We start from the raw sequence: 26,950 nt of genomic DNA, 5'->3' as shown, positions 1-26,950 counted from the left end.
ATAAATCATCGCTTACTTGACCGTTAAAAGGTAACCCGATAGGTTAATTTCTCCCCTATCTTGGAAATACAACATGCTGACTATTTTACTTATCATTATTTGTATCTTTGTAGGTCTTGTTTGGTTTACTGCCAAAATGGATAGCAGCATCGAGTCATCGTTTAGGCCCTCGGGAAAACTTACTCCTGTCGAGGGAGGAATTATTCATTGGCAAAAACAAGGAAATGGACCATCACTTGTACTTATCCACGGCTTGCTCGGCAATAGTAACAATTTTAATGAATTAACCAATACCCTCGCACAGCGCTACACGGTTTATTCTGTAGACCGCCCCGGTAGCGGTTTTTCTAGCCGATATAAAAACACATCAGCTAGCTTTGAGCAGCAAAGCAAGATGCTACTAGAATGGATGGAAAAAGAGGGCATCGAAGAAGCTAGCGTTGCTGGCCACTCAATGGGCGGCGGTATTGCATTAAGGTTGGCAATTGATGCACCTCGCGTCATTAAATCTGTATCATTGCTATGCCCATTGACCACGCCGCTTAGAGGCGGTGCCGGACCACTTTCAATACTTTACATACCCAATGAATTTGTGCGTAACAGCGTAGCTAAAACTATTGTCAGCCCACTAAGAGCAAGGCTGGGTAGGAAACAAGTTGCGCAAATTTTTCATCCAGAACCTGTGCCCGCCTCATTTTCTGTTGAAGGAGGCGGGATGCTTGCGCTTCATTCTCGCAGTTTTTATGAAGGAAGCCGGGATACTGTCTCAGCACAAGGCAGTTTGCATAGACAGCAATCTTCTTACGGTGAAATTCAATGCCCTGTAGGCGTGCTATATGGTGAAAAGGACACTATTTTAAAGCCAAGTGAGCATATCGCAGCCGTCACTTCGGCAATAGACTCGGCTGTACAGAAAGTGATTCCTGACGCAGGGCATATGATACCCATTACTCAGGTGCAAACCTGTGCAGACTTTATCGTCGAGATTGACAGTAAAGCACAATAAGCTGACTAATGAAGCATAGCTCCCATTTTTGAAGCATGCTCACTGTGAGAGAATTCAACAACGGCCAATGCACTCTGTCTGCCAGTTTCAGACTGTTTTAATTTACGCAGCTGGTCAGCCACACGCTCGATACCATCGTATTCCCTACACATTTCAAAAGGACTCGCTTCAAGCGTAACGTTGTAGCTACTAAACCAGGTCTTCATCTGCTCACTGTCCCCATCTGACAATGAAATGAGTAAATGATACATACGTATAAAGGCCAGCTGCTTGCGGTACTCTACAGTGCCGCTTTCAAACCCAAGTAATGTAGTTTGTGCAAGTGATGAAGGAGAAATGCCCATTATTTCAGAAGCTTGCTTGATATTTAAACCAAGTTCTTGATAAGCCCAAGTAAATGCTTTGGTTACTACGCTAGTAGGAAATGGTGATCTATTCATAATTTCGCCTCGTTTCATCAAACAATCTCAATAAGATGTTTTGCTATCTATGTGTTGATTTGCGAAATACGTACCAATTCGCGAAATACAAAAAGGTAGAGGTCGTGAATTTGAGGCAAGGTTTTACTACGTGCTGTTTACAATCAACACGTAGTAAAAGTATGGACTACAAATGAAAGGTAAAATTTACGCGGCAAGAATAGTGATCAGTTCTGCAAATGTAGGGCGCCCTTGAATATCTAGCGGCAATCGTAGTTCTCTAGCAATATCACTTACGCTGATCACTCCACGAACTTCATGGCTGTCCCTGTCCATAACTAGGCAGTGATGTTGCCCGTAGTCTTTAAGTGTCTCTATCACATCTCCCACCGAAGAATGTGTTAGCTCTGTATAATCAAAAGACATAAGCGAGATTTTAGGCCGCATGAAATCGTGTACGGTTAATTCATCACGTTTGACTTTAAGTTCGCTTAAACGCTGAATTATTTGCTGCTCACCCACATCGTGACTGGTGATAATTCCAATGAAACGATTTTCACTGTTCACCACCAGCATCATACGAACATGAGATTGACGCATAATCGACTCTACTTTTGTCGCGGGTGTTCGGGCATCAAGCACATGAGGTAGGTGTTGCTTGAAGTCTGTGAAAACAGCCATGGCAGATGAATTAACGGTAATAGTGTTTTCAACAACTGGCCATGCCAATGTATCAATAGATTCGGTTTTATATAGATTTAAGGCGTGCATACCTTTCTCCTAATCAAAAGTTAAAAAAAGTTTTTAAGTGATTAAGTGAAAGAAGGCGGCCCTCGTATGATGTTAGCGCGCAGCTTGTTAAAGGCTTTTGTATCAACTGTTTTCTTGGCGGAAAAGCGGTATATCTCAACGCTGTTGGTAATATCAAATACTGGAAAACCATCATCAATATCATCATCAGATATTTCACAAGTGCCGCTTTCGCAGTTACTAATAAGCGTTGAGAGCACACTGGTGTTACTTCCCTGGCTCGCCATATTTCGCACACTTCTTTCCTCTCCTGAAACGGAGACGGAGATCAGTGATGAAAATAGTGCTGGCAACATAAAGGCCAGCAGAACGTATGGCACGCGCAAAGAGAACTTCCTCGACCAATAAAACAAGGTAAAGCTAGAAGTTATTTCTAAACTTCCTATTTAAACTATAAGAGTATTTAACGTGTTTAGTAGAGGGGTTTAGCGCATTTTATCGACCATTAAACGATGCTTTCTTACAGACGGGGCGCTCCAACGGCTTTTTGGAAAAGCGGTTGGATTAAAATGAGCATTAAAAAAGCCCCAATTTCGGGGCTTTCTCGTTCGTCGGTGGTTAGTGAAGCTTTAACTTTGGGCTGATGGCCTGACTTAACTTCTTAACAAGGAGCTTTAGGGCGCCTTTAATTTTTCCGTGTACCGCAAATTGGTGCATATTATACAAAGAAACGTATACCAGCTTAGCTAAGCGCCCTTCAATAAACATACTGCTGTTAGATAACGAGCCCATTAAGCTTCCGACCGTGCTGTACTTACTTAAATGAACCAGCGATCCATAATCTTTATAGGTAAAGTCTTTTGTGCCTTTTTGGGTAAATAGCGACGTTATATTATGTGCAACAATATCTGCCATTTGGTGAGCCGACTGCGCTCGAGGCGGCACCCACTTACCATTTTCTTGCTGAAAGCCACAGCAATCACCCAACACCCAGATGTTTTGCTGCGCTGTACTGCGAAGCTGCTTATCAACAAGGATCTGATTGGCTCTATTTGTTTCAAAAAGCTCAAGCTTTGTTATGAAGTCTGGCGCTTTAACGCCTGCGGCCCACACCATTAAATCAGCGTCTATCCGTCCACCGTCTTTGGTGATTAATCCTTTAGCATCGGCTTCAGCCACCATAGTTTGCTCTTTAATATCTACACCCAACTTATGCAGCGCTTTTCTTGCCGAGTTCGCTATCCGCTCAGGCAGTGCCGGTAAAATTCGATCGCCCGCTTCTACTATAGAAATTTTTAAGCGAGAAGCCGACATATCTGGCATTCCATAGGCCTTCGACAAATTTGCTACGTGGTGAAGCTGAGCTGCGAGCTCAGTGCCCGTTGCCCCCGCACCTACGATAGCAACTTTAATTTTGGCGTCTTTGTCTTCTTGTTGATTAATTCGAATTAGCTGATTAAGAAGCGCTCGATGAAAGCGTTCAGCCTGTCTAAGCGAATCTAAGAAGTAGCAATGCTCTGCAACCCCTGGAGTTCCGAAGTCGTTACTCACACTGCCCATGGCTAATACGAGCTGGTCGTATTGAATTTCCCGCTCAGGTAATACCTCTGTTCCTTCTTCGTCGATTAAAGGGGACAAGGTTATAGTTTGCGCTTGCGCGTCAAGCGAGCACATTTCACCTAATTGGAAGCGATAGTGGTGAGCCGCAGCGTGGATTGCGTAGTCCACACCGTCTGAATGTTTATCGATTACACCGGCGGCCACTTCATGTAAGAGCGGCTTCCAGATATGGGTTCGACTGCGGTCGACAAGGGTAATTTCGGCTTGTTTCTTTCTCCCGAGGGTTCGGCTTAAGCGACTGGCTAATTCAAGACCACCAGCACCGCCACCAACAATTACTATTTTTTGCATGGGTATACCTATTAACAATCATTCCACCTATACCGCCTTACTGTTAAAAGCGCTATACATGGCATGACTGAGACCCATGCTGACGACTACAGACTACGCCTGAAGCTTATGGGGTACAAGCGGATCACGGCAATAGTCTGTATTTTTGGGACTAATAGTTATCTATTACATATATCTATTTAAACTTATAAGGCAAACGACGCCGTTATCATGTAGTTCCGAGGGCGCCCAGGAAAATAACGTGGCCCAGTGAAACTGGTAAAATCAGCGCGCTCAGCGTAGTCGGTATCAAATAGGTTATTCACCCGCGCGTACAGCGTAATATCGTCACTCACACTGTAACTCACGCGAGCATGTACTAAATCATGCCCCTCGTATTCGTTGAGGTTTTCAGCGTCGGTAAAATAGCGTCCAACATGCTGCCACTCTAATTGCGTTTGTATCGATTTCGACACATCAAAGCTTAAGCGAGTGTTAAACTGAAGCTTGGGCGCGGTATCGATATCATTACCTTTAATGTCTTGTTCACCTGAAAGCTGGCTGTGCTCATAAGTGTGCCTTGCGTACGTACCCGCAAAATCTAAGCGCAGCGTCTCGCTTAGCTTCTGGTCAAAAGCTAGCTCTACTCCTCTATGCCAGGTTTCACCGTTACTTACGTTGAAAAAGTCGCTGTCGCGATAGATAACATTGTCTTTTTGCAGGCTGTAAAGGCTTAGCGTATAGCTACCGTTAAGCAGAGCGCCCGTTATACCCACTTCAATGTTGTCAGCTGTTACGGAATCGAGATCCGTTACAAGTTGCCCACGCTGTAAACGATACAACTCGGTAGCCTGAGGGGCGCGATACCCTCTTGCAACACCCCCGAAGAACTGTGTTTGCTCACTTAATTGATAGCGAATTGAGAGTTTTGGGCTGAAGTTATCAAATTTGTTTTCGCTGTCTGCAGGTCGGGAATATCGACAGCCGCCAAACCCACACTCGGTGCCATCTTCACGTACACGACCTACGTTCATATTATTGGTGTAGTCGTATTTCATGGATTCAAAGCGCCCGCCGGCAGTAATAGCCCAACGTTCAGCTTGCCAGTTAAAAGTAAAGAACGGCGCGAGTAAGGTAGCGTTTACGTCATAATCGTAGTGCTTACCTACGGGTATAGTCTCCACCAAGAACGCTGAGCCTTCGGTAACGCTGTCTTGGGATTGGGTGAGCTCACCTTCAGTAAATTCAACATCTACCCCCACATCTGCGCTTAGTCTGTCATTAATAACGTAGTTGAATTGGGAAAGTACACCAAACCCTTGTTGAGCATTTGTTTCAAGAGGCTTTCCAGGCAAAAAGTGCATGCGAAAACGCATATCTTGGTCGCGTACATAAGGCGTAATTGAAAGGGCGTGACCGCCATTAAACGTGGTATCTAGTTTACTCCACAACCTGAAACTTTCTGCTTTTCGAAACGCCTCTGGATTAGGGTTGCTTTTCACTAATTGCGTGTCTTTGTAACTTTCAAACCCGACTATATAACCGGCGGTTTCCTGATCTAGATGGGTATAGGTAAGGCCGCTTGTAATTACCGTGTTGTCCCACTCGATTCGGTGGCGAAGCGAAACTTTCTCCTGGTCAACACCCTCTTCATCCCTGTACCCGGTGTCACGGGTTACGCTAGCCGCAATACCCACTCCACTACTACCAAAGTCTTTACCTTCTTTAAGCTTAATACGATGAAAGCCATAGGAGCCATAATCTGCGCTTAGCAAGCCTTCGCCTTGCGTAGTATCAGGCGTAATCACGTTAATAACACCGTGAATGGCGTTAGACCCGTAAAGCGCTGACGCAGGACCTTTTATTACGTCAATACGCTCAGCAAGTTCGCCATGGGCTTCAAACAGTTCGTTGATGTTACAAAAGCCTGCCGCTCGGAGCGGAATACCGTCTTCTGCTGCTAAAATGCCACCGCATGCTCCTGCACCAGTTAATACGGGTGAACGAAGGGCTGGTAGATACTCTTGTCCGTTACCACGCTGTACGCCTGCCCCCGCTATATAGTTAAGTGACTCTTGAATATGTTGAAATGAAAGCAGCGAAAGGGCTTCTTCTGAGATAGACGATACCGCGTAGTCAGAAGCATTCATACTACCTTGTATACGAGAAGACGTAGTTTCTATTCTTTCTATTTCATTGGATTGTTGGGCAATAGCGGCAGACGACAACAGTGCCGTACTTAGCAATGAAAGTGGAAAGCTTGAAGCGAAGCGCATTATCTATCCTTATGATGACAAATGTTTTTTAGCAATTAGTGCTAGTGTATCGTTAATTAAAGCAAGAATGGGTTAAAAACCGATAAACTATTGCGGTGTTCAGATAACTAAGCCATTTATGTGGTTACGTCCTTGGCGTAAACTTTGTTGTAACTTTGCTAAAAACGCTGTCACAACAATGAGTAGTCGCATTACTCACTAGCTGCACATAACGATTTACCTCGTCTATTAATAGGCAGTGCATTGACGAGAATTTAAGCAACGAGCTAAACAACACTGTCCTAAACAAAACCATGTTCGCTGGAGGAATCATTGGACACACTTATTCCGAGCCTTTCACAGCTTATCGAATTCGCTGTAGCCCCCGTATTTTTACTTACCGGTATTGCGGGGTTCCTAAACGTTATGTCGTCCCGGTTGGGGCGAATATCAGATAGGGTTAGAGTAGCAGAAAGACAAATTCATACCTTGTCAGACCCCCATATTGTCGACCGGTCTAAAAAAGAAATAAAAGTACTGTGGCGCAGGGTGAAAGTCATCAACTGGGCGATTGGACTTTGTGTCGCTTCGGGGCTCATGGTTTGTACGGTTATTATGGCGCTGTTTTCCGGGTCTCTCTGGGTGGTGGATTTGAAAACGCCGATTATAGTGCTATTCATACTGGCAATGATGTTTCTTATCAGTGCGCTTATTGTCTTTCTAGTTGAAGTGAAGCTTGCAACTAACACCATAAACTTAGTTAGAACTATCCGGTAGTTTTATTATTTAGCCTTAAAACCAGTTAGTTCTGTGTTTACACCAATTAGCCCCATCAAAAAGGCGACTAGAGAACTTTTACCTCTCTAGCCGCCTTATTCTATTCTCACGTATAGCTTTAACTAATTTTAAAAGCACTTTTATGTAAGTTGTGAGTAAAGAGCAAAGTTAAAAGCGCTCATTAACTTTTAAGTGAGGTAAAATTCCCCCATCAATGTCGTTAATTTGCTACAAATGTAGGCCTGAAATATTTCGGCCCATAGAAAGGATTTAACTGCGCCATGAATACTAAATTACTTCGCTCTCTTCAGGTTTTTATTGCGGTTACAGATAGCGGTAGCATGAGTGTTGCAGCCCGCGAGCTACACATGACTGTTTCTGCGATTAGCCAACAGTTACGTAAACTCGAACATGATATTGGGCTTAGCCTTTTTAACCGAAATACCCGAAGCTTAAGCCTTACTGAAGCCGGACGCATATACTACGACACCAGCAAGCAAATGCTGCAAACCGCAGAACTGGCTCAACAGAAAATTGAAAGCCTTCAAGACGACCCTACTGGTAAAATCAATATTATTGCTCCTGAAGGTTTTGGTGGCGGCTTACTCAGTGAGCCACTAAAAAAGCTGTGCGAAGAATTTCCTAAAATTACAATATCACTGACCGTTACCGACGAACCTAAAGATATTATTGCATCAAGCGCAGACCTTGTACTTTGCTTTGCTCCCGTTTCTGACACTAATTTCAGTAGTTTGAAGCTTGCTACCTGGGAACGAATTCTATGTGTTTCTGCTGAGCACCCGCTAGCTAACGAAGACTTGTCTTCACCGGAACAGTTAAACGGTCATGCTTACATTGTGCACAGACATATTGAAGACTATGTGATGAAACACGAAAGCGAGGGAGAGTTTGAGCTAGATTCTCAGCGTATTGATGTAAATTCAATGCAGACATTGATTAAGCTTACCCAAGATAATCTGGGCTACGCCGTATTGCCCGAACCAGAGGTAAGACACTTACTCAAATCAGGTGAGATGAAGCAGCTTTTCACAGAATGGGAATTGCCTGACTATACCGTTTATGCGGTGACTCCGAAACGGGATCTTATGCCTGCCAAAATCAGCGCCGCGATCACTTGCTTACAAGATTTATTTGCGCAGATTTAATAATCAACTAGTGGCAAAATATTACGTCTAAACCGAAAAAGGCAGCGTAAAAACGCTGCCTTTTTATTGCACTTAACTTCTTTGTTTTTAGAAGCGAGTGTTCATTTGAACACTTAGAATGTGCGCTGTAGCTGACTGAGTACCAACAAATGTCGTAGTAAAATCTGTACCAGGTACTGCATTTTCTACAATCGTTCTCTCTTTATTGATGTCCGCTTCACGACCATCAATAAATACATAGGCAAGGTCAATTGAGGTGTCTTCACTCATGGTGTAAGTCATACCACCAGAAACCCAATGACGGTCAGTGTCTGGGATACTTAGTGAGCGGTTTTCTACCGATACCACTCCATCATCATAGGCATAGCCCGCACGAAGAGTAATCTCATCGTTTAAGATATAGGTAACGCCGATAGATGCGCGCCATGAATCGTCAAAGTTTTCTTCTTTGATAAGGAAATCATCTCCGCTTGCAAGATTAGCTTCAAGCTTTTGGAAAGTACTCCAATCAGTGAAAGTTACACTACTTTGTACAGACCACTGATCGTTTAATTTCTGATCGATGGCTAGCTCCGTAATTGCAGCTAAATTTAAATCAAGGCTTCCATCTTGGTTAAGTGCTGCTCTCAAATCTGAAGATACTTCACCACTTAGCTCCAGTTTTGTCTCAGCGCGATATGAAAGAGCAATATTAGTCATTTCAGTAGGCTGCCAGAAAATTCCTGCGTTCCAACCGTAGCCCCAATCGTCTCCTTCTAGATTAAAAAGAGAAGCGCCTGCCGGAACAGTAGTCCCCAATGCATTGAAGGCAAATGATAAAGACTCAGAAACCCCTGAACCAATTTCAGCTTCGGCGTAGGTTGCGTTCAGACCGAAACCAACCATTAGCTGTTCGTTTACCTTGTATGATATCGCAGGGTTGAAAGTTATGCTTTTAACCTCTGCTTCATCGGCAAATGGCAAAGCTTCAAAATCATCTGAGTAATCAGAGCGAAGACCATAAGTAGTAAACACACCGACACCTGCCGAGAATTTTTCATTTATTGGTGTGGTATAAAAAAATCCAGGTACGAACGCAGTATCTGCAATATCATCTTCCGTTGCCGAAGTAGAAAGAGAGCTTGCATCAGTAGGAAGAGAGGTCTCTCCCAATGCATAAGTTGCAGTGCCATCAATATCTACATTTGGGTCGATAAAGCTTACTGACGCACTGAACTCAGCTTCTTTAAATACACCAATCGCGGCAGGGTTAGTTGCTAAAATAGAGGCATTTTCTGGCTTGGCTGCTTGGCCTGCCATAGCACGGCCTAGGCCGTTTGCACTGTGTTCATTAACTTGGAAACCAGCCGCTAGCGCAGAAGAAGAGGCTAAGGTAGCAAGCGCTAAGCAAACTGAGGCACGTAAAGAAAACTGTTGCTTCATAAGATACTCATTGTAATAGGGGAAAATTGCAGCAGGCATTCTACGGATATGAGTAGTTTTGTTCAATGCAAGTAAACGTTATTTACGCACTTTTATCGCATTATTTACAATTTTAGCTACAACTTCGACGCATTTATAAACAAACTTGATAAAGCGAAGTTAACCAAAGATCACTATATTGTTAATAGGATTATTTGGCTTCTAACAACTTCAACTTTCTATACTGACCTCATTTTTCACTCAATTTTATAGCTACAGTTGCATACTGGTTGTGTTTATAACAATAAGCCCCACCCTATCTTTACAACTGGTAGATGATCTCAGCTATGAATATCGCGTTTCAATACTAAGCGAATCATTAGGCACATCACCAAAAACCTTTTACATGTTTCAGGAGGATACAATGTCAACATATAAGGCTATCACGCTGGTAAAGCGTCCCGAGGATGGAAAAATTGGCCCCCATCTATTCGAAACAAAAGAGCTTGAAATACCGACCCCAAAGGACGGACAAATTCTAATTAAGCAAACCCATATGTCTCTAGACCCTGCCATGTTAGGTTGGATGAGTGAAGACAGAGAAAGCTATATTCCTCCTGTAGAACTTGGCGATGTTATGCGCTCCAGCGGTGTAGGCGAAGTAGTTGAGTCTAATAATCCAGACTTTTCAGTTGGCGACAAAGTTATGGGCATGACTGGCTGGCGTGAATATGTGCTAAGTGATGGCTCAGGCTTTAATAAGCTTCAGCAGGGTGTTACTGAAGAAATGGCACTTTGTGTATTTGCGCTACCTGGTTTAACCGCCACTACAGGCCTTTATAATTTTGGCGAACCTAAGGAAGGCGAAACCCTCATCGTAACAGGCGCTGCGGGCTCTGTAGGCTCAATTGTCGGTCAGTTAGCAAAAGCAGACGGGCTTCGCGTAATTGGTGTCGTTGGTAGTGACGACAAAGCCGACTGGATTGTCAACGAGCTAGGTTTTGACGGCGCAATTAATTACAAAACCGACGACTTAGAAGAAAAACTGGCCGAACTTACACCAGATAAAATTGATGTATTTTATGAAAATACGGGCGGTCCTATCCAGCACCATATATTCAACAGAATGAATGCCCACGGTCGTATTGTTGTATGTGGAATGATTGCCGATTACCAGTCAGAAGAGCCATCACCAGGACCTAACTGGATTCCATTAATTAAGAAGCGTATTAATATTCGTGGGTTTGCGATGCCAGACCATTGGGATGAAATTCCAAAGCTTTTAGAAAAACTCACCCCTTATGTACAGCAAGGAAAGATAAAGTACCGCGCGCATACCGTTGAAGGTTTAGATAACGCCGAAAAAGGCCTCAATATGCTGTTTGAAGGTAAAAACACCGGAAAAATGATACTTAAGCTGTAGTTTTTTAAACGAAGAGCACGGTTTATATTAAGAGCACAGTGTTAGCGCTAGCACTGTGCTTCTGTTAGCACATACTGCGCTTTACCTTTTTCTTTAGCTTCATAAAGTACTTTATCGGCTTCATCAATAAGCCAATCAATGGATATGTCACCAACCGTATTGGCGTAAGCCACGCCAATTGAACAACTCATAAAAGGGTGCTTCGCTTCCTCAGCATGTTTTAATTGAACATGGTTCCATTTATTCAATAGTGCTTGGGCATGCTTTTCAACCTGCTCTTTACTGATATCGCTTAAAACAACAATGAATTCTTCGCCACCGTAACGGCCCAAGATATCAGTTTCCCGTTTAAATACTTGCTTCATAATACGCGCTTGTTCTTTTATTGCTTCATCACCCTGCTGATGACCAAAACTGTCGTTATATTTTTTGAAGTCATCTAAATCAAGCATCAATACCGCCATCGAGACATCATGCCGCTTACTTAAGGCCAACAACTTTTCACTTTGATCTCGTAGCGCACGTCGATTAAGTAGATCAGATAACGAGTCAAACTTGCTCAGCTTTAATAAGCGATCGTTAGTTTCTTTGAGCATGCGTACACTGCGATCTAGCCGATAACGAGCATATACGCATATAAATAATGACCCTGATACAAAAGCTGCTGAAATTGGAACCCTGTCACCGTAAACCGGCGCTAGCCACATTAACCCTAAAAACCCCAAGATATTGATAACATTAGCAGCGGCTGCTAACTTAAATGGAATACCCAACGCGAATACACAAAAGAATGCATAGAGGATGGTGCCTTCGTAAGGAAAAATAAAATTGTGCTCTTCCCAGCAAACCCATATTAACCAATAGTTGCTGTAGGAAAGCGCAATAAGCAGGCCAGAAAATATATATGCTCGATACCGTATGAATTCGCGCCAAAAAGACAGTACAACAACAACGAGTATAATAGGCAATTGAAGAAGTAGACGGTCGAAGGTGTACAGTTCATACATACTGTTAGGCAATAGCACTAAATCAGCCGCCATGAACACAAGTACCAGAATAGCACCGATAATTAGCGCTATTCTAAGCCTGCGTTGTTCACTGGGTCTGTTGATTGGCACGCATCACCTTGATAAGTAAAGTCTCGTTAAAGTATATCAATACAGCCAATGATGACGGTCACCACTGGCTATACAAACGCAACACATTGACGCAGAGTTGCGTTAACTATTATCAGTGACTTCTTGGCTAAGCGCCAGTTTTAACAAACTTTCTTGCAAGGCTTCAACGGTGACAGGCTTTGTGACTATGTCGTCCATCCCCGCCTGCTTAAATGAGATATGTCGTTCTTTAAATGCTTCTGCGGTAAGCCCGATAACAGGTGTTTTGCTAAGCTCACCTTCCAGTTTTCTGATGCGTTTCGTCGCTTCAATGCCATCCATAACAGGCATGTGCACATCCATGAAGACCACATCAATACCGCCTTCCTCAACACGCGCAGCGGCTTTTAATCCGTTATCAACGTGTTCTACATCACATTTCAGCTGCTCTAATAGTGCCTGAGCTACCACAGCATTAATGGCATTGTCTTCAGCCAATAGTACCTTGAGCCCTGATGGTAGGCTTGCGCCATGTGCTTGACGAGCAGAGGAAGAATCAATTGATGAATCCGACATAAGTCTAGATTGAACATCTGCAGTAACGGTAAAGCACGAGCCTTCGCCAACTTTGCTGACGACTTTTATGTCACCACCGAGTATCTGAGCAAGCTGCTTAGCAATAGCAAGACCAAGTCCAGTACCGCCATATTTACGCGTTATAGAAGAATCGGACTGCGTAAACTTATCAAATATATGTTCTAGCCTATCAGGCTCAATACCAATACCTGTATCTTTAACCGCAATAATTAACCGGTTATCACCCATGGTTTCAGTTGACGGCTGTTTAAGTTTAGCCGAGATACTCACTGTTCCTTTGTGAGTAAACTTAATAGCATTGCTTACCAAATTAATAATGATTTGGCGAAGTTTGGTAATATCGCTAGTTACCGCCACAGACTCTAAATTCTTGCTCTTATAAACTAACCGGGTACTGTTAGCACTAGCGTTTGTGCCTAATAGCGTTATAAGGTCATTCAGCATTGAATCGAGATCGAACTCTGTCACGTCAATTTCCGACATACCCGACTCAATTTTAGAGAGATCTAATACGTCATTTATAACGGTAGCAAGAATAGATGCTGATGACTTCAAATCACTGGCATACTGATGCTGCTTATCTGAAAGTTGAGTATCTAAAAGCAGTGTTGCTAAACCTTGAATACCGTTTAGCGGCGTGCGAATCTCATGACTCATTACCGCGAGAAAATCTGTCTTCGCGCGATTTGCCTGCTGGGCTTGCGCGACATATTCCTCGATTTCACCAGACATAGCTTCAACATCGCGAGCCAAGCTTCCTAATTCATCATTTTGTTCTAAGTCAATGCTCACCCTCTTATGGTCAACAGCAATGCGACTTGCCGCTGATTTGATTTTCTCAATGGGAGAGACAACGAACACCTGGGTTACCTTGCCCATGAGTAAGCTAACGATAACTACAGCAAACAACGTTACCAGAAAGGTTAGCCAAGCTATCGTGAATAACGAGGATTGTAAGGGTTCAGCGGGTTGTAAAACCGTTACTTTCCAATTCCATGGAGTAAATTCAGAACAAGCAAACAACACGTCCATGTCATTTACGCTCGACTCGCCATACGCCACGCGCCGATTAGCTATTGTCGCCCTATTAGCGTTTTCTGCATTCAGTACAACTTCACTTTCAGTAGTACTAAATATGACGGTACCTGTACTTTTGTCACCAATGGCAAAATGCCGATCTGTTGTTTGCTGTAGCGACTTTAGCTCTTCAAACACTTCTTTTTGATAAGCCTCGCGAAAAACGGGGACATTTTCTAGACCTGATTCAATGAGCAGCTCCCGCCTCTCATCAATGATCTCCAGCACGTTTAATGTAAGGGTTTGAGTAAGAAGCTGATATTCCCTTTCGCGCACCGAGTCGTAAGCGGTTAGATAAGCCCAATACCCGGTAAGTGCCATGCCAATTAACAAAATTGGGATGTAGATAACTAGTAGTTTTGATTTGATCCGCATACTAACTTCTAATTAGGCCTTATTGGTACACATGCTCTTTCGAGAGTTTTAAGTAACTTGATGGAATGGGCAATTGTAATTTAATTGCCGTAGTTACGTTTACTGCAACAGTGTACGTGTCCATTTTGCCAACAGGAATGTCTCTCGCCGATTTTCTTTGAAGTATCAGCTTTGCTTTTCTTGCCGCTGATTTTCCAATACTAGCTGGTTCAGAAACCACACCGATAAGCGCGCCTTTTTTAACTGATGAAATACTTTCAGCAAATAAGGGAAGTAACCCCGTCTTTTCTTTAACTTTTTCTACTAACCCTTTGGCTTCTGCTAAGGGGCCAGATGACAACCAATAGCCATCCAGCTCTACGCTCTTTTGCTCTAAGCTAGCCACAATGCTATCCGTCATTTCAACAAGCCCTTCATCGCCTTCTAAATAAGGCGTACTGACTGCGACTAAGTTTATATTCTCATACTCACTGTCTAATGCGAGTAATTGGTTGACTAGGTTACTCGATGAGGGATAGGTAGAATGTACTAAACCTATAGTAAATGGCGTCTCAGGATCTGATGCTCTAAGCACGCCGTCCAACATATCGAGCTTTACCTTAGCATCAAGTACGTGTGACTCGCCCGTCATATTGCGTTTACTCACAGCGCCGATAGCAGGAACAATGCCTTCCTCAACGGGAGCGGAAACCACCATAAAAAGTTTTGGCGTTTCAATAAATTCTTCAGCAGCATTTAATGCACGAGTAGCTAAGGTAGCGACAGACACGATGAGATCAGGTTTAGCCTCTTGCGCTAGTTCGTCGAGTATTTCTTTAGCGCGAATCTCAGACCCTTCAGCGTTGTATGTAGTTATGTTGATATCGTGCTCGGGCATAATTCGAATGAGCTCTTTTTCAAATTCGCCTCGCGATTCAGCAACAATAGGTACGGGGAGCGTTTCAATAATGACAAGGTCCAGTGCTTCTTTCGCATGTGCAGAGCTTAGGCTCGCTGCGAGAAACGCAAGAGCAAAGAAAAAGGAAAACCAGACCTTAAGCATGACTGTAAACCTGCAACACCAAAATGAAAATACACATACCATTGTATATCATAAAGTTATTCTTGCGCATTGCATAGAAGAAGTTATGACCAAATATGTAAAACTGGTCATAACTTTTTAGGTGCTAGGATGCGATCTCTGCGAACGCTTTAACGCTAAATAAACGCGCTTCTATATCGTAAATTGGCATAGACACAATAATCTCATCAATATCCGTTGCCTCGATAAATTCAGCGAGCTTGCATCGCACCGTTTCTTTCGAGCCAACCAAGGCATATCTCAACACACTAGATAACATGGCCTCATCTGTCGCCGTGCAATATTCGTCAAAGTTAGGCATAGGCTTGGCAAACGGCTTATTGAGGCCACGTCGCATATTCATAAATTGCTGCTTCACAGACGTGAATAACAACTCTGCTTCTTCATCGGTTTCAGCAATAACCACCATTACACCTGCCATGGCCTTTGGTGCTGATAATTGGGGCGAAGGTTTAAACATGTTGCGATACACATGGAGGGCATCAAATAGCGCATCGGGTGCGAAGTGGGAAGCGAATGAATAAGGCAGCCCCATTTTTGCCGCCACCTGGGCACTGTACAAGCTAGAACCAAGTAACCACAAAGGCACCTGCGTATTGGCACCAGGTACTGCAACAATTGGCTGCCCCTCTTTCGGTGGGCCTAAGTAATGCTGAAGTTCCTGAATGTCTTCTGGGTAGCTATCTACATCGCTTTGCAAATTACGACGAAGTGCTCTTGCTGTTGCCATATCAGTACCTGGCGCTCGCCCCAGCCCAAGCTCTATGCGATGGGGAAATAACTCAGCTAGCGTGCCAAATTGTTCAGCAATAACCAAGGGCGCATGATTAGGCAGCATAATGCCACCTGCCCCAATTTTGATGGTAGAGGTAGCATTAGCAATGTGTGTTAACACTACAGAGGTAGCAGAGCTGGCTACACCATGCATACCGTGGTGCTCCGCTAACCACACTCTTTCATAGCCACTGCGCTCCGCTTCCATAGCCATTAGCTTGGAGTTGTTTAACGCATCTTTAACGCTATACCCTTCTGAAATAGGCGCTAAATCTAGCAATGAATATGGAATAGCCATGGAGCCTCATAAAGTATTGATCGTGTATAGCTTATAAGTATGAACCTGTTTCTAATATCACAACCGTTGAAGTGAGTTTTATTTCATACCTTTAAATAAGTGTATTTCACTAATGTATTTCAATACTCCTTCAAACCTTCTACTCACCCTACATATTACATCGGTCGATAAAACATAACCTTATCATTAGCTCGCTAACAATAATTCCCTTTAAAAGGAATTACGTTATTACTGCGCTGATTACAGCAATTGCATTATTGAAGTCATTTTTACTCGAATCGGTTTAATCTGTGAGTAATATATACCCTCTACGCCTATCACTCATACTGTACATAATCACCCCATACCCTTTCTAGCCGCCTGTAGAGGCGGTTTGAGACACTTCATGATTACTGGCGCAAAGGTTGCTGCATTAGGTAACGAATAGAAGAACAATTAGGTTCTTTTAACTTACACTCAAGATAGAAGGAGATAACGATGAGTGATGTAATTACAGGTCTATTTAAACACCCTAGTGAAGCAAGCGTGGCAATTCAAGCCCTAGAACAAAAGGGCTTCAGCGATAAGAATATTTCTTTGGTGGCGAACGAATCTCTTACAGAAGAAAGCTTTGCTTTAACTGAAAACTCAAAATTACCGGAAGGCGTTGCTATTGGCGCTTCTTCAGGCGGTTTATTGGCCGCTGTAGTAGGCGGTTTAGCAGCGGTAGGCGTAGTAGCAACTGGAGGAGCAGGAATTCTTGCCAGTGGACCGGTAGTTGCTGCATTAGCCTCTGGCGGCGCAGGAGCGGCTACAGGAGGGCTAATAGGCGGGGCCATAGGCCTTGCGATACCAGAACATGAAGTTAAATTCTATGAAGATGCTATTAAAGAAGGCGCTGTTTTAATTGGCGTGCATTATGAGAACAGTGACGAAAAAGACGCTATTAAAGAAACATTCAAGCTGTTCGACGATGTAAAAGTAGGGTCAGCATAAGCTAAATTAGAAAGAAAAAGAGGGAGATGATGTTATCTCCCTCTTTATTTGATAAACAACCGTTTACGCTAGTAACTCTAATTGCAGCTAGCGCTGGACAGGAAGTGTAGGCGTATATTAATTTAAGTAGTTCATAGTATATTATATTTGGTAACAAGCCTGTAGCACGAATAAAAAACTCTTTTTTGGCGACTACTGTTATCACACAGATTTTTTCCAATTGGTAGAAAAACCAAGTGAGCGAACCAAGCTAAAGGTGTTACAGCATTGCACTCCGAAATGTTTACAAACATCCGGTACATGACGGTTAGCTCCTTTTTTTGTTGGCTTGCTTGCTTCGGTTGTCACAACAGTAATGTTTTGAGGGTCTGTTAGTGCGTATGCAATTAAGAATGGATCTCTACCCATTTTCAGCAAATCTGCCTCCGTAGGTGAAGCGACATACCCTTGTGTAATTACAGTATTAACCAAACCGTAATCTAATTCTTCATCGAGCACCAGATTACTCTTTACGTCTACTGTCCGAGCCCATTTCGCTAGCTCATCATGATATTTTTTATCTTGATTTGCCCCATTTATTTCAGTGTATATTTCGACGGGTACTTTTAAGTTTTGAAGACTACCTTGATAAACCAACCAATCCCAATACTCAGGAACAATATCGAAAGGGTAATAAAGCTCTTTTGCCTCAATGAAAGTATTGGCGTCCATTAAATATAGCAAATGACTTCCTTATCAATGGGGGGTAGCGTTATTGAAAAAATTGCCCAAACGAGTTGGGTGCGTATCCAACACAATGCCTGCTTGAGTGGAGCTAATAGCACCGGACTCAAACATTCTATGAACAAAATCGACTATCCCACCTAAGTAGCTTTTCTTAATTACATTTTGGTTTGGACCGCCGCCATCTTTGTTGCGTTCGGCCTTTTTACTACTAAGCCATTGCTCGTAATAGAATTTACATAGCTTCCTGTATGCACTACTTGTAATTTTGTGAAGTTGAAAAAGGCGATATGCAACTTGAGTACTGCTAACTTTCTTAGCTAAGGCAAAGTCACTTATGTCTTTGGATAGTTGAGAAAACAGTTCGGTTGCCGGAGAAAAATATTTTAACTCATGATCACTCAATAAAACGAGGCTCGCGACCCTATCACAAAACCTTTCAACTTTATCTTCGCCTACATCAGCACTGATGCCTGTCTTGCCCAATAAGACGTGAGTTAGCTCATGAAGTAGAGTGTATGCTCTGGAACTTTTTGCTTCCTGATGATTAATAACAATAAATGGAGCTATTTCATCACTGATAGCGAAACCGCGAAACGTACCGACCTCAACATCACTGTGATAGTTGCCTAAGTTTCCCTTTATCAGTACAAAAATTCCCTTTGCTTCAATTTTCTTTCTTAAATAATTAAAGGAGCGTCCATAATCAGTGCCTTTTCTGTACTCGGTGAGAGTAATGTCAAATAACTTTCTTATTTTTGTAGCGGCAGTTTCTGGTTCCATGCTCATGTTCAAAGAGCCAATAAACTTCAAATGCTGAACTTCATCTTCAGTCACCAAAAGCTCTTTGATCATGCTTTGCCTAGCTACAACATTAGAGAGTATTGCTTTCACTATGTTGTTTTGCCTAGGATCACTAGCACTTTCAGGCGTTCTAAAGTCTTCTCCAACACTAGTAGGAATCGGAGGCTCATTGAGGTAATAAGTTAATACAGGCTTACGGTAAGTTGTTTGTGCTTTAGTAAATGAGGATTTAGATATTTCTCCAGTTTTCTCGACGTGAAGTAATTTTTCAGCAGCTGAACTTTGCTTACTATCTTTATATCCGAGCTTAAGCGCTGCATCTTCCAAAGAAAGACCACAATCTTCTCTCGCCCAAGTAAGCATTTTTCCGTTAACTTTTAACACTTTCCTTTCCTGCTAATTACTTTTTAAGACCCTACGACACCGTAAGACATACTTCGATTACTTTGTATTTAGACCATAAAAAGCGATAAAATTCGTCAGAATTTTAACAAACTTCTTCAAACACTTAAGTGCAAATATACCCGTCACTACCGTATAAGTCTCAAAATTATTCATCGATCATTTTTACCGACTAAAAACTTTTAATCCTATACACGCGTCAATACCCAATGCCTCACAATACTGCACATACTCATGTACTGACAAATTTCTCTGTCCCTTCTCCACTTTACTCACAAACTGAAAAGGTTCGTTCAACAACTCACCAAGCTGCCTAACGGTTAGTCCTCGATCGAGACGGGACTTTTTAAGCCAAGCAATCAGCTTCTGGTAACTCTGATGGTTTGTTGATTTTATCATTTGTCCCCAAAAAAGTGACAAAGTGTTTTGTCCCTATTATGATGACAAACATGATTGTCCCGAAATTGGGGACTTATGGTAACTTTACCGCTATTTCCAGAGCCTTACCCAAACGAGCTGTTCTACAGCGTACTAGCTCGTTATAAAGTTCGGTGTGGCTTACTGCCAGACAAGTTACTGCTGGAGGACGTTTTCAGAAAGAAGACTGTTATCGCATCACCAGAAATGCCTAACGGCATAGCTCGTGCCGTTGAGAATGTTAGACCTTCTACGATGTTTTCAGCAACAGACATCATAAGTAAGCACACATTATTTCCTCTTTATACCGCTTTCAGCGAGGCCAGAATTAAAGAAAAGATGTTTACTCAAATGCTTGCTTGTAAAAACAACACATACACAACGAGTTTAGGTATAGCTACATGCGCACTGAAACAGAATCATTTCTTTCGATACTGTCCAGTTTGCGTTAAGGAACAATTGGAGTTTTTCGGTGAACCTTTTTGGGACAGGCGCTGGTTTGGACTATTTACGAATTGCTGTCACGTTCATGGCGTGCACTTCGTTTTAACAAACGATGTTATTCATGGTTTGAGTCGACATACGTTCCGACCTTTATTGGACGAGCTAGCTTTCTGTTCCGAAACCCAAATCAATATCAAATATGCTTTCTGGCAGGAAGAACTAATCGCCAAGGCGACCATGCATTTGGTGCACAATCATCATCAGTTCAGTTTTCCTCAACTAACTAATTTTTATCATCAGCTTGCCCTAGAAAGAAATTTCAACCGAGGCCATTACTTAAGGCTAAACGACATCTCACATTTTATTAAAGGCTACTGGACATGGAGATGGCTAAAGAAGCTGGGTTTTACAAAGTCATATTTTGACGGCAATGTCGCATCACTTTTCAGAAAACACAGAAAACAACATATGTATGTGATGCATATGATTGCAGCACTACCCTTTTTCAACGGAAATATCGGTAATTGGTGGGACGCTCTTACGAATTCACCGATCCCTTCAATACAACACCCAAAAAACTATAGCAAAAGCTCATTTCAGCATTCAGAAGAAACGTTGGAAAATTGGAAACATGCATGGTTAATTCTTTTACGGCAGCACGGACCGAAAGCCGCCCGGTATTCAAACTGTGATAGTGAGAAGCTTTATACTGCACTCTACAGGGCTGACAAACGCTGGTTGTTGCAGGTTAATCATCAGCACAGAGTTCAGCGAAAGGGTGATCTGATCAGAGTTTCTTGGCAGAAACGTGACTTCGCGATGTGTAAGCTATTATTTCGTGCACTATACGAAGAAAATGACATTTACTCACCACGGCGGTCGAGGAGATGGTTTCTTTCGTGCTTGCCCAATTCGGCGACTATAGAAAAAAACCTCCGCCAACTTCCCTTAACCAACAAATTTTTAAAGGTTTACAGTGAGTCTTATGAAGACTATCAATGCAGAAGATTGCTCCAAAGCGCTCGCTTTTTTACCGCCAAAAATATACGCGTAAATCCATGGAAGCTATACCGAGCCGCTAGAATAAATACACAAAGATCAATATCATCGGTCGTAACAACAACATGTGGCTGGTGTATCGATTGGATAATAAAAAATACAAAATAAAAGGTATAGAGGATAACGATGAGTTACTTTACCTCGGTAAGCTTTTCAGGCCTGCAAATAAAGCTGACTGGTATATACAGGTCAGATTCAAGAATTCAGAAATAAAATCTGTTTTAGCTTCTCTTATCTCAGATCTTGCTGTCGGACGGCAATATAACAGAACAGAAAATGCTCAAAGTCCGACACAAATAACAACGTTCGCGTGGCGAAAAATTGTTGGTAACAAGAGTGGCGTGGATCTTCAACTTCCACCAGTAGACGGAATCAAAAGATTCGAGCGCTATTTAATAGTTGAAACAAATAAGGGTTATGTCGCCATACCTCAGCTAGAACTCGCAAGAATACTATTTCTCCAGAATAGTAAGATATTTCACTATGCTCTCGAACCAACATCGTTAGCTATCGACTTCTATACTTTCACACCAGACTCGGAAAACCTTATCGTTCAGGTCAATCCGACAGCCCAACTAACAAAAGGTCAGTTTGAGCGAATTTTCAATGCCAATAAATTCGCTTATACGCTGGCAGATAAAGCAGGGCGCAAGGCTTTCTTATCGATAAACGAAAATTTTCTGAAATATCGAAAATCGATTAAGGGCACAACACATTCAAACCGTGATACCTACTCTACGTGGTGGACGTTTGGTTTCGACGCTCCATCACTCCATGGTTGTGTTTTAAGCGTAAAAGTACTTAAGTACGGTGGTATTTTCGGGCAAAATCCGATTCAAATCGTCAGCGAAATAACAAGCTTGAGCAAAGTTCCTCACTCACTTCCAGAGACCATTCGGTTTGTTAGTCGTGACTGGTTGACTACCACAGTCAAAAAGTCAGATGATACTAAGCGTGAAGAAGGCTCCACACCTGAACTATATGAAATTGATGACGAACAAAGTGCGAGCACTTTTCTGCCCGCGAGAATCGTTGAGTCTAAGAGCAGTTCAGAATTTTCTCTGGAACCATCGCGATCTGCCAACACGCTTACTAAAAGCGGAAAGATACGGCTAGTTGTGAATGATACTGAGCGAGAAGTTTCTGGGAGCGACATTGCTAGTACGGATCTGCCAGACATTTTAGGATTAGCTGTGCCAGTGAGTACGTCAAGCAACACCAGCGACATGGCTGACGTATCAGTTTTTGACAAATTTAGGGAAATGGTCAATATAATTGCACAAAAGCCACATTTTGCACTAGCAGGATTCGAAACAAAGCAACTAAGCAAGGTAGGACACTCAAGGGTACACCTTAAGAAACCAAACAAAGCACCACGACTATCTGCAATAGCTCATTTACGAGACACTTCAACTCTGGAATCTTTTACATTGATAGAAATTGATTTGAGTGATTACATTGCCGCTGACAATTGCAGCAAAGACACTAAGCATCTATCAACTCTGGTATTCAAATATGGTTGCTTAGATGAAGCTAGAAGTAGGGTCGATCCAATTCTTTTATCTTTGGTAGATAACTCGCTTAATTGGCCGAGAGAATTCCTAAAGAAGAATAAAATAAAATCTGCTTTTGCACGTCACCCACCTAGCCTAAGCTCTTCGCCTTTTAATATGAATAAACAGCTAGTTACGAAATGGGCAAACGATACAATTAAAACCATCAATAGAATATAAATGATGCTAGTTTACAGAAAGCATGTAGCGAGAGACCGACATCGAAGCTAGGTAGTTGTGTACTACATGATGTGTTACAGACGCATGGTGGAGGTCGGTATTCGCCCCGCATATCAGCGTTTTTACGCTAACGGCAATGCGAAGAGCGATCTGGCGCGGTTGCGGTTTTTTATGGTGAATCAGCCCTTAAGGGGTCACTTACTGAATTTTTTGCTTAAATCATGAGCAATAGCTATAGTAAAGCTGAGGATATTGTACTGTCGCAATACCAGTGAGAGGCGTTTCCAGCGCCTTCCACTGGCTCCTTTCTGATTATTAGACACTTTCGTGATGGGCAATCCCTCTGAACGGACTGACCGATTAAATCGGATCCATACCTTTAAATTGGTAGGTCAGATATGACCTGAGTATAACCTTTATAGTTGACACCAAACGACGTAATAGAGGAATCTTAATACTGTGTATTGTTGCGTCACCGCGCAGCGTCAAGCCGCCTGTGGTGTTCGTACCAATTACGGCCACTAAAAAAGGTAGCGAGACGCTCTAAATATTTCGACTGTTGGCGGCTATGCAACTGTCTAGTGACCTCTAACGAGTCTTAAAACACATTATCAAAACAACATAATCAGTGCGCCCGCTATCATAAATAAATTTTCAGATAGCGATACAAAACCAAGGGGAACGCTGCTGTCACCACCGACACAAGCACATTTTAATTCCCGTTTATCAATATACACCGCTTTGAAGACAGATATTGCACCCACTGTTCCAATGAATAATGAGAAAGGAGCTACTGCCAGCGCCGGCAGTTGGGCAACCATCCCGATCCCTGCATATGCTTCTATAAATGGGTAAATATAGCCATATCTTATCCATTTCATCGCTAACAAATCATAAGTGATAAAAGAATTTGTAAAGCTGTATAAATCTTTTAATTTTTGCACCGCTAAAAAGGTCATCGAAAATGCAATAAATAGCATCAAGGTTCTGATAGAAATATAAGAACCAGCAACGAAGTATTGTACGGCTATAGCCAGAAGTGCTGCTACTGAAAATATGACGATAACAGGCGTGTACGTCGTACCCGTTTGCCCTGCTTCACCTTTATTGAAATACTCTCTCAAATCATCGTACCCGCCAACTCGTTGGCCGTCGATAAAAGCTTGTGGGGTCGTTTGTACATCATGCTTGGCTTTAAATTCGTCAGCTTCTTGTCTAGAGGTGAGTTCATGATCTTCTACTTCATATCCTTGCCTCTCTAACAAGTCTTTGGATCTCAAACCATAGGGACAAATATGCTCATCAGTCACCATTCTATATAGTTTAACTGTTTTACTCATCTTCCCCTCCTTTTCCGACTTTACCCTCAAACGATGGAACTGGTCTTTGGGATGCTTCAGCCTGTGTGATCGCCTTACCATTGGCTTCAATGTCTTTAATTAACCATTCCATTTCTTTAATTTCCTTGCGCTGGGCCTTGATAATGTTATCGGCTAACTCCCTGACGCGAACGTCTTCAATGCCTGAACGTTCACTAGTCAATATTGCAATTGAGTGATGCGGTATCATCGCTTTCATGTAAGAAGAATCTGCTACCGTTGTCTGAGAGCGAACCAAATAGACGCACACCAAGAATACAGATGCCGCCCCAATAAAAATCGCTGTATTTATTTTCTTATTGGTGTACATTCCCAGCATAAACGCCAACATAATTATGGCCATCCCCGCCCCCATATAGAGCGCCATATACGAGCGTGTTTCGCTGAACCAAATATGCGAAACAGTATAGGTGTTAAGATACATCATAATGAACATTGCAATAGTAGAGGTGATAATCATCGCTGCAAACTTGGAATATTTCATTAGCAATCCTTATTAAGATTTGTAAACTTTACATAAATCTGGCCGTACTAAAGCCATTTAAAACCAAATTCTTGAATTATAGCAAATAGCGAACCAACATTATGAACCTATGAGGGTTTGACAGTTTGAGTTAAGCAGAGGGGATCAATGGTTTTAGCAGTTTTAATCGCACTAGTTGGCGTCTTAGCGGCCTGTTTGACACATTACTATGTACTGTACGGACTTCAACGGTATTATGTAAAATGTGACTGCTGTCTTTCGGTATGGCAGGCGATGCTTGCATTACTTATAATATTTGCAGTACATATTGTTGAGTCATTTTACTTTACAGGCATATATTGGGCTGCTCACCAACTCCTTGAGCTTGGTGAATTTACTAAAGCGTTTAAACCAATTTTCAGAGATTACTTTTACCATTCATTAGTGACTATGACGACCCTAGGGTTGAGTGAGTTCAACCCCGAAGGCCATATTAAATTCATCACAGCGATGCAATCACTTCTAGGCTTTATGATGCTGACATGGTCTGCTACGTTTTATTACAAACTTTTTTCGCAAGAAATTCCAAACAAAAAAAGCAATTAAACTCTTACGAACAACAGCACGATTTCACGGTTTTCCGACATATATCAATTAAGTTGCGACAAGCTTTAGCGCACTCCTGATAATACTGGGTTCCATTTTTTCTCAAAGCTTCGCACAGATAACACTGTGGTGAAGTCAATTTTATTCTCAGTCTTTTTTACCAATAATTTAATGAGACCAATGAATGTGCTTGATTTTCCATTCACCATTTTGTTTTTCCAGCACCATTGTTTCCATACCTTCGTAATCGCGCTCTTTACCCTTGTAAGAGCCTGTAGTATGACTACGCGAGGCCGATATCGCAGTATTACCAAGAACTGTCACTTGGTGCTCTAATGTTTCGCTCTTCATAGCCGCCAAGTACTTCATGTCAGACAACATATGATGATGAGCGTATTCGTCTGCGCTTCTTTCAACACGACCGCCCTCATAAATGGTGACATCATCAGCTAATTGAGCACGCGCAAGCTCTTTGTTACTTGTTTCTAACGCTTCATGAAAAGCTAATACAACTTTTGCAGCTGGGGTATCCAGCCCTTTAAGCATTCCTTTATCTTTTTGTTTGTCACCATGAGCGTGAACTACAAAGCTAACCGTCATTAATAAAACGAGTAGTATATTTCTTTTTTTCATTTTCATTCTCTTTTCAGGTTTAATTTACAGGGCCGACAATACTAGTAAGCACTGCTGTTACAGATAAAATGGCAATAGCTACAAACATTTCAATTGAGATTGATTTGGATAATGTTTTTCTGTCATCATTATTTTTGAGCTGCGGGACTAATTTCAATTTATGTGTAGCGGCTATCTTCATTACGCAAATCACTAACAACAATTTAACTAATATGGTTTGTCCATAATTAGTAAATAGCAGAGCATCTAATCCACCCACCAACTGAATTGCCAATAATAAGCCAGCGATTAAGAGCAGACTTACCATGACACTAGCTTGTTTTCCAAACCTTTCCATCAATTGATAAAGCTTTTCGAATTCCAACTTATTGCAGGCTTTTTTAAGAGGGTAAAGGGCACCAAACCACCACGCCATTACAATGACATGCACCATTAATAGACCTTTTTCAAAGACCCCCATGACGGAAACGTGTCCAGCCAAAGTAAATGAATAAGAAAGAAAAAATAGACATATGACAAGCACGGCGTTTAAGACAAATTTAGTAAGCTTCCAAACACAAAATTGAGAAGAAATTACTACTATCGCAACCCCAATCAGGCCAATCAAGCGCCATAGTGTGGTATCGCCTATTGACGAATCCCACATGATACTAATCATATCTAGGTCTAGCGCTCCTACTATTCCTTCTTCAACCATTGCGCCAGTGTTAGCAAAGAACCAAATTGCATTTGCTAGAAAAGCTATTAAGGCGGCAATAAGGGTTATCTGACTAAATGATCTTCTTTCTCCATTTTCCAAAGTATTACCGCCGTACACATTGCCAAAAAATGTATATCCAGCAATACAGGCAAAGCCAACGTAGAACGCAGTTTTCGTCAGCACTATGACCGTATTCCAGATATAAATTTCCATAGTAATTACTCTA

General features: G+C 42.2%; 25 protein-coding genes. 8 read left to right on the top strand and 17 right to left on the bottom strand.

What is annotated here, in order from left to right; translation table 11 throughout:
- Positions 1–73: 73 nt before the first annotated feature.
- Positions 74–1,006, top strand: coding sequence for an alpha/beta fold hydrolase (locus tag D1814_RS08780; protein WP_118491441.1), 933 nt, complete (start codon positions 74–76; stop codon positions 1,004–1,006).
- Between the two features lie 5 nt (positions 1,007–1,011).
- Here D1814_RS08780 and D1814_RS08775 read toward each other — a convergent pair whose 3' ends face one another.
- From D1814_RS08775 to D1814_RS08755, 5 genes are all read right to left on the bottom strand, one after another.
- Positions 1,012–1,446, bottom strand: coding sequence for a hypothetical protein (locus D1814_RS08775; protein WP_118491439.1), 435 nt, complete (start codon positions 1,444–1,446; stop codon positions 1,012–1,014).
- 186 nt (positions 1,447–1,632) lie between these two features.
- Complete coding sequence (locus tag D1814_RS08770; protein ID WP_118491437.1) at positions 1,633–2,196, bottom strand: CBS domain-containing protein; 564 nt, start codon at positions 2,194–2,196, stop codon at positions 1,633–1,635.
- A gap of 41 nt (positions 2,197–2,237) precedes the next feature.
- The gene (locus D1814_RS08765; RefSeq protein ID WP_232369022.1) at positions 2,238–2,462 is read right to left on the bottom strand and encodes a hypothetical protein; all 225 of its coding nucleotides are present in this window, start codon (positions 2,460–2,462) and stop codon (positions 2,238–2,240) included.
- Between the two features lie 331 nt (positions 2,463–2,793).
- Complete coding sequence (locus tag D1814_RS08760) at positions 2,794–4,086, bottom strand: NAD(P)/FAD-dependent oxidoreductase (RefSeq protein ID WP_118491433.1); 1,293 nt, start codon at positions 4,084–4,086, stop codon at positions 2,794–2,796.
- Between the two features lie 185 nt (positions 4,087–4,271).
- Complete coding sequence (locus tag D1814_RS08755) at positions 4,272–6,341, bottom strand: TonB-dependent receptor (RefSeq protein WP_118491431.1); 2,070 nt, start codon at positions 6,339–6,341, stop codon at positions 4,272–4,274.
- A gap of 312 nt (positions 6,342–6,653) precedes the next feature.
- Between D1814_RS08755 and D1814_RS08750 the strand changes: the two genes are divergently transcribed.
- Together D1814_RS08750 and D1814_RS08745 are read left to right on the top strand one after the other, a co-directional pair.
- Positions 6,654–7,097: a DUF2721 domain-containing protein gene (locus tag D1814_RS08750; RefSeq protein ID WP_118491429.1), complete on the top strand. Its 444-nt coding sequence runs from the start codon at positions 6,654–6,656 to the stop codon at positions 7,095–7,097.
- A gap of 281 nt (positions 7,098–7,378) precedes the next feature.
- Positions 7,379–8,263 (top strand): LysR family transcriptional regulator, encoded by an 885-nt coding sequence (locus tag D1814_RS08745; protein ID WP_118491427.1) that lies wholly within the window; start codon positions 7,379–7,381, stop codon positions 8,261–8,263.
- 87 nt (positions 8,264–8,350) lie between these two features.
- Here the strand turns inward: D1814_RS08745 and D1814_RS08740 are convergent, their stop codons facing one another.
- A complete protein-coding gene (locus D1814_RS08740; protein WP_118491425.1) occupies positions 8,351–9,685 on the bottom strand; it encodes an OmpP1/FadL family transporter in 1,335 nt (444 codons plus the stop codon).
- A 403-nt stretch (positions 9,686–10,088) separates the two neighbouring features.
- On the opposite strand from D1814_RS08740, the gene D1814_RS08735 reads away from it, so the two are divergent.
- Complete coding sequence (locus tag D1814_RS08735) at positions 10,089–11,087, top strand: NADP-dependent oxidoreductase (RefSeq protein WP_118491423.1); 999 nt, start codon at positions 10,089–10,091, stop codon at positions 11,085–11,087.
- A 47-nt stretch (positions 11,088–11,134) separates the two neighbouring features.
- Here D1814_RS08735 and D1814_RS08730 read toward each other — a convergent pair whose 3' ends face one another.
- From D1814_RS08730 to D1814_RS08715, 4 genes are all read right to left on the bottom strand, one after another.
- Positions 11,135–12,205 carry a GGDEF domain-containing protein gene (locus D1814_RS08730; RefSeq protein WP_118491421.1) on the bottom strand — a complete coding sequence of 357 codons (1,071 nt, stop codon included), beginning with the start codon at positions 12,203–12,205 and terminating at the stop codon, positions 11,135–11,137.
- Between the two features lie 102 nt (positions 12,206–12,307).
- A complete protein-coding gene (locus D1814_RS08725; protein WP_118491419.1) occupies positions 12,308–14,233 on the bottom strand; it encodes an ATP-binding protein in 1,926 nt (641 codons plus the stop codon).
- Positions 14,234–14,252: 19 nt separating this feature from the next.
- A complete protein-coding gene (locus D1814_RS08720; RefSeq protein ID WP_118491417.1) occupies positions 14,253–15,275 on the bottom strand; it encodes an ABC transporter substrate-binding protein in 1,023 nt (340 codons plus the stop codon).
- A 124-nt stretch (positions 15,276–15,399) separates the two neighbouring features.
- Positions 15,400–16,386 carry an LLM class flavin-dependent oxidoreductase gene (locus D1814_RS08715; RefSeq protein ID WP_118491415.1) on the bottom strand — a complete coding sequence of 329 codons (987 nt, stop codon included), beginning with the start codon at positions 16,384–16,386 and terminating at the stop codon, positions 15,400–15,402.
- Between the two features lie 477 nt (positions 16,387–16,863).
- On the opposite strand from D1814_RS08715, the gene D1814_RS08710 reads away from it, so the two are divergent.
- Positions 16,864–17,361, top strand: a complete 498-nt coding sequence (locus D1814_RS08710) for a hypothetical protein (protein WP_118491413.1) — start codon at positions 16,864–16,866, stop codon at positions 17,359–17,361.
- A gap of 201 nt (positions 17,362–17,562) precedes the next feature.
- Here the strand turns inward: D1814_RS08710 and D1814_RS08705 are convergent, their stop codons facing one another.
- The 3 genes from D1814_RS08705 to D1814_RS08695 all read right to left on the bottom strand — a co-directional run bounded on the left by D1814_RS08705 (position 17,563) and on the right by D1814_RS08695 (position 19,689).
- Entirely contained in the window at positions 17,563–18,084 is a 522-nt protein-coding gene (locus D1814_RS08705; RefSeq protein WP_205422072.1) for a DUF4411 family protein, read from the bottom strand.
- A 12-nt stretch (positions 18,085–18,096) separates the two neighbouring features.
- Positions 18,097–19,272, bottom strand: a complete 1,176-nt coding sequence (locus tag D1814_RS08700; RefSeq protein WP_118491409.1) for an ImmA/IrrE family metallo-endopeptidase — start codon at positions 19,270–19,272, stop codon at positions 18,097–18,099.
- 183 nt (positions 19,273–19,455) lie between these two features.
- The gene (locus tag D1814_RS08695; RefSeq protein ID WP_162889826.1) at positions 19,456–19,689 is read right to left on the bottom strand and encodes a helix-turn-helix domain-containing protein; all 234 of its coding nucleotides are present in this window, start codon (positions 19,687–19,689) and stop codon (positions 19,456–19,458) included.
- Positions 19,690–19,764: 75 nt separating this feature from the next.
- Here D1814_RS08695 and D1814_RS08690 point away from each other — a divergent pair, with 75 nt between their 5' ends.
- Together D1814_RS08690 and D1814_RS08685 are read left to right on the top strand one after the other, a co-directional pair.
- Complete coding sequence (locus tag D1814_RS08690) at positions 19,765–21,318, top strand: TnsD family Tn7-like transposition protein (RefSeq protein WP_118491404.1); 1,554 nt, start codon at positions 19,765–19,767, stop codon at positions 21,316–21,318.
- Positions 21,294–22,943 (top strand): Tn7-like element transposition protein TnsE, encoded by a 1,650-nt coding sequence (locus D1814_RS08685; protein ID WP_147402508.1) that lies wholly within the window; start codon positions 21,294–21,296, stop codon positions 22,941–22,943. The genes D1814_RS08690 and D1814_RS08685 overlap by 25 nt, the downstream gene beginning before the upstream one ends.
- Positions 22,944–23,554: 611 nt before the next feature.
- Here D1814_RS08685 and D1814_RS08680 read toward each other — a convergent pair.
- Both D1814_RS08680 and D1814_RS08675 read right to left on the bottom strand, forming a co-directional pair.
- Positions 23,555–24,283, bottom strand: a complete 729-nt coding sequence (locus tag D1814_RS08680; RefSeq protein WP_118491400.1) for a MauE/DoxX family redox-associated membrane protein — start codon at positions 24,281–24,283, stop codon at positions 23,555–23,557.
- Positions 24,276–24,806 carry a DUF305 domain-containing protein gene (locus D1814_RS08675; RefSeq protein ID WP_118491398.1) on the bottom strand — a complete coding sequence of 177 codons (531 nt, stop codon included), beginning with the start codon at positions 24,804–24,806 and terminating at the stop codon, positions 24,276–24,278. Before D1814_RS08675 ends, D1814_RS08680 begins: the two co-directional genes overlap by 8 nt.
- Before the next feature lie 147 nt (positions 24,807–24,953).
- Here D1814_RS08675 and D1814_RS08670 point away from each other — a divergent pair, with 147 nt between their 5' ends.
- Complete coding sequence (locus tag D1814_RS08670) at positions 24,954–25,391, top strand: ion channel (protein ID WP_147402509.1); 438 nt, start codon at positions 24,954–24,956, stop codon at positions 25,389–25,391.
- Between the two features lie 168 nt (positions 25,392–25,559).
- Here D1814_RS08670 and D1814_RS08665 read toward each other — a convergent pair whose 3' ends face one another.
- Entirely contained in the window at positions 25,560–26,030 is a 471-nt protein-coding gene (locus D1814_RS08665) for a YybH family protein (RefSeq protein WP_040816290.1), read from the bottom strand.
- Positions 26,031–26,043: 13 nt separating this feature from the next.
- Positions 26,044–26,937, bottom strand: a complete 894-nt coding sequence (locus D1814_RS08660; RefSeq protein WP_118491396.1) for a copper resistance D family protein — start codon at positions 26,935–26,937, stop codon at positions 26,044–26,046.
- Between the last annotated feature and the right edge of the window lie 13 nt (positions 26,938–26,950).

It is taken from the genome of Alteromonas sp. BL110, from assembly GCF_003443615.1.
GTDB lineage: Bacteria > Pseudomonadota > Gammaproteobacteria > Enterobacterales > Alteromonadaceae > Alteromonas.
Note: the sequence above shows the minus strand (reverse complement) of the source record. Positions and strands in the feature narration are given on the sequence as shown.

What these genes read in the sequence shown, in the direction of transcription:
- D1814_RS08675 (WP_118491398.1), bottom strand. Translation starts at nt 24,806, where the DNA reads ATGAAATATTCCAAGTTTGCAGCGATGATTATCACCTCTACTATTGCA.
- D1814_RS08745 (WP_118491427.1), top strand. Translation starts at nt 7,379, where the DNA reads ATGAATACTAAATTACTTCGCTCTCTTCAGGTTTTTATTGCGGTTACA.
- D1814_RS08670 (WP_147402509.1), top strand. Translation starts at nt 24,954, where the DNA reads ATGGTTTTAGCAGTTTTAATCGCACTAGTTGGCGTCTTAGCGGCCTGT.
- D1814_RS08690 (WP_118491404.1), top strand. Translation starts at nt 19,765, where the DNA reads ATGGTAACTTTACCGCTATTTCCAGAGCCTTACCCAAACGAGCTGTTC.
- D1814_RS08755 (WP_118491431.1), bottom strand. Translation starts at nt 6,341, where the DNA reads ATGCGCTTCGCTTCAAGCTTTCCACTTTCATTGCTAAGTACGGCACTG.
- D1814_RS08760 (WP_118491433.1), bottom strand. Translation starts at nt 4,086, where the DNA reads ATGCAAAAAATAGTAATTGTTGGTGGCGGTGCTGGTGGTCTTGAATTA.
- D1814_RS08770 (WP_118491437.1), bottom strand. Translation starts at nt 2,196, where the DNA reads ATGCACGCCTTAAATCTATATAAAACCGAATCTATTGATACATTGGCA.
- D1814_RS08765 (WP_232369022.1), bottom strand. Translation starts at nt 2,462, where the DNA reads ATGGCGAGCCAGGGAAGTAACACCAGTGTGCTCTCAACGCTTATTAGT.
- D1814_RS08695 (WP_162889826.1), bottom strand. Translation starts at nt 19,689, where the DNA reads ATGATAAAATCAACAAACCATCAGAGTTACCAGAAGCTGATTGCTTGG.
- D1814_RS08735 (WP_118491423.1), top strand. Translation starts at nt 10,089, where the DNA reads ATGTCAACATATAAGGCTATCACGCTGGTAAAGCGTCCCGAGGATGGA.
- D1814_RS08710 (WP_118491413.1), top strand. Translation starts at nt 16,864, where the DNA reads ATGAGTGATGTAATTACAGGTCTATTTAAACACCCTAGTGAAGCAAGC.
- D1814_RS08740 (WP_118491425.1), bottom strand. Translation starts at nt 9,685, where the DNA reads ATGAAGCAACAGTTTTCTTTACGTGCCTCAGTTTGCTTAGCGCTTGCT.
- D1814_RS08725 (WP_118491419.1), bottom strand. Translation starts at nt 14,233, where the DNA reads ATGCGGATCAAATCAAAACTACTAGTTATCTACATCCCAATTTTGTTA.
- D1814_RS08660 (WP_118491396.1), bottom strand. Translation starts at nt 26,937, where the DNA reads ATGGAAATTTATATCTGGAATACGGTCATAGTGCTGACGAAAACTGCG.
- D1814_RS08775 (WP_118491439.1), bottom strand. Translation starts at nt 1,446, where the DNA reads ATGAATAGATCACCATTTCCTACTAGCGTAGTAACCAAAGCATTTACT.
- D1814_RS08665 (WP_040816290.1), bottom strand. Translation starts at nt 26,030, where the DNA reads ATGAAAATGAAAAAAAGAAATATACTACTCGTTTTATTAATGACGGTT.
- D1814_RS08680 (WP_118491400.1), bottom strand. Translation starts at nt 24,283, where the DNA reads ATGAGTAAAACAGTTAAACTATATAGAATGGTGACTGATGAGCATATT.
- D1814_RS08720 (WP_118491417.1), bottom strand. Translation starts at nt 15,275, where the DNA reads ATGCTTAAGGTCTGGTTTTCCTTTTTCTTTGCTCTTGCGTTTCTCGCA.
- D1814_RS08780 (WP_118491441.1), top strand. Translation starts at nt 74, where the DNA reads ATGCTGACTATTTTACTTATCATTATTTGTATCTTTGTAGGTCTTGTT.
- D1814_RS08715 (WP_118491415.1), bottom strand. Translation starts at nt 16,386, where the DNA reads ATGGCTATTCCATATTCATTGCTAGATTTAGCGCCTATTTCAGAAGGG.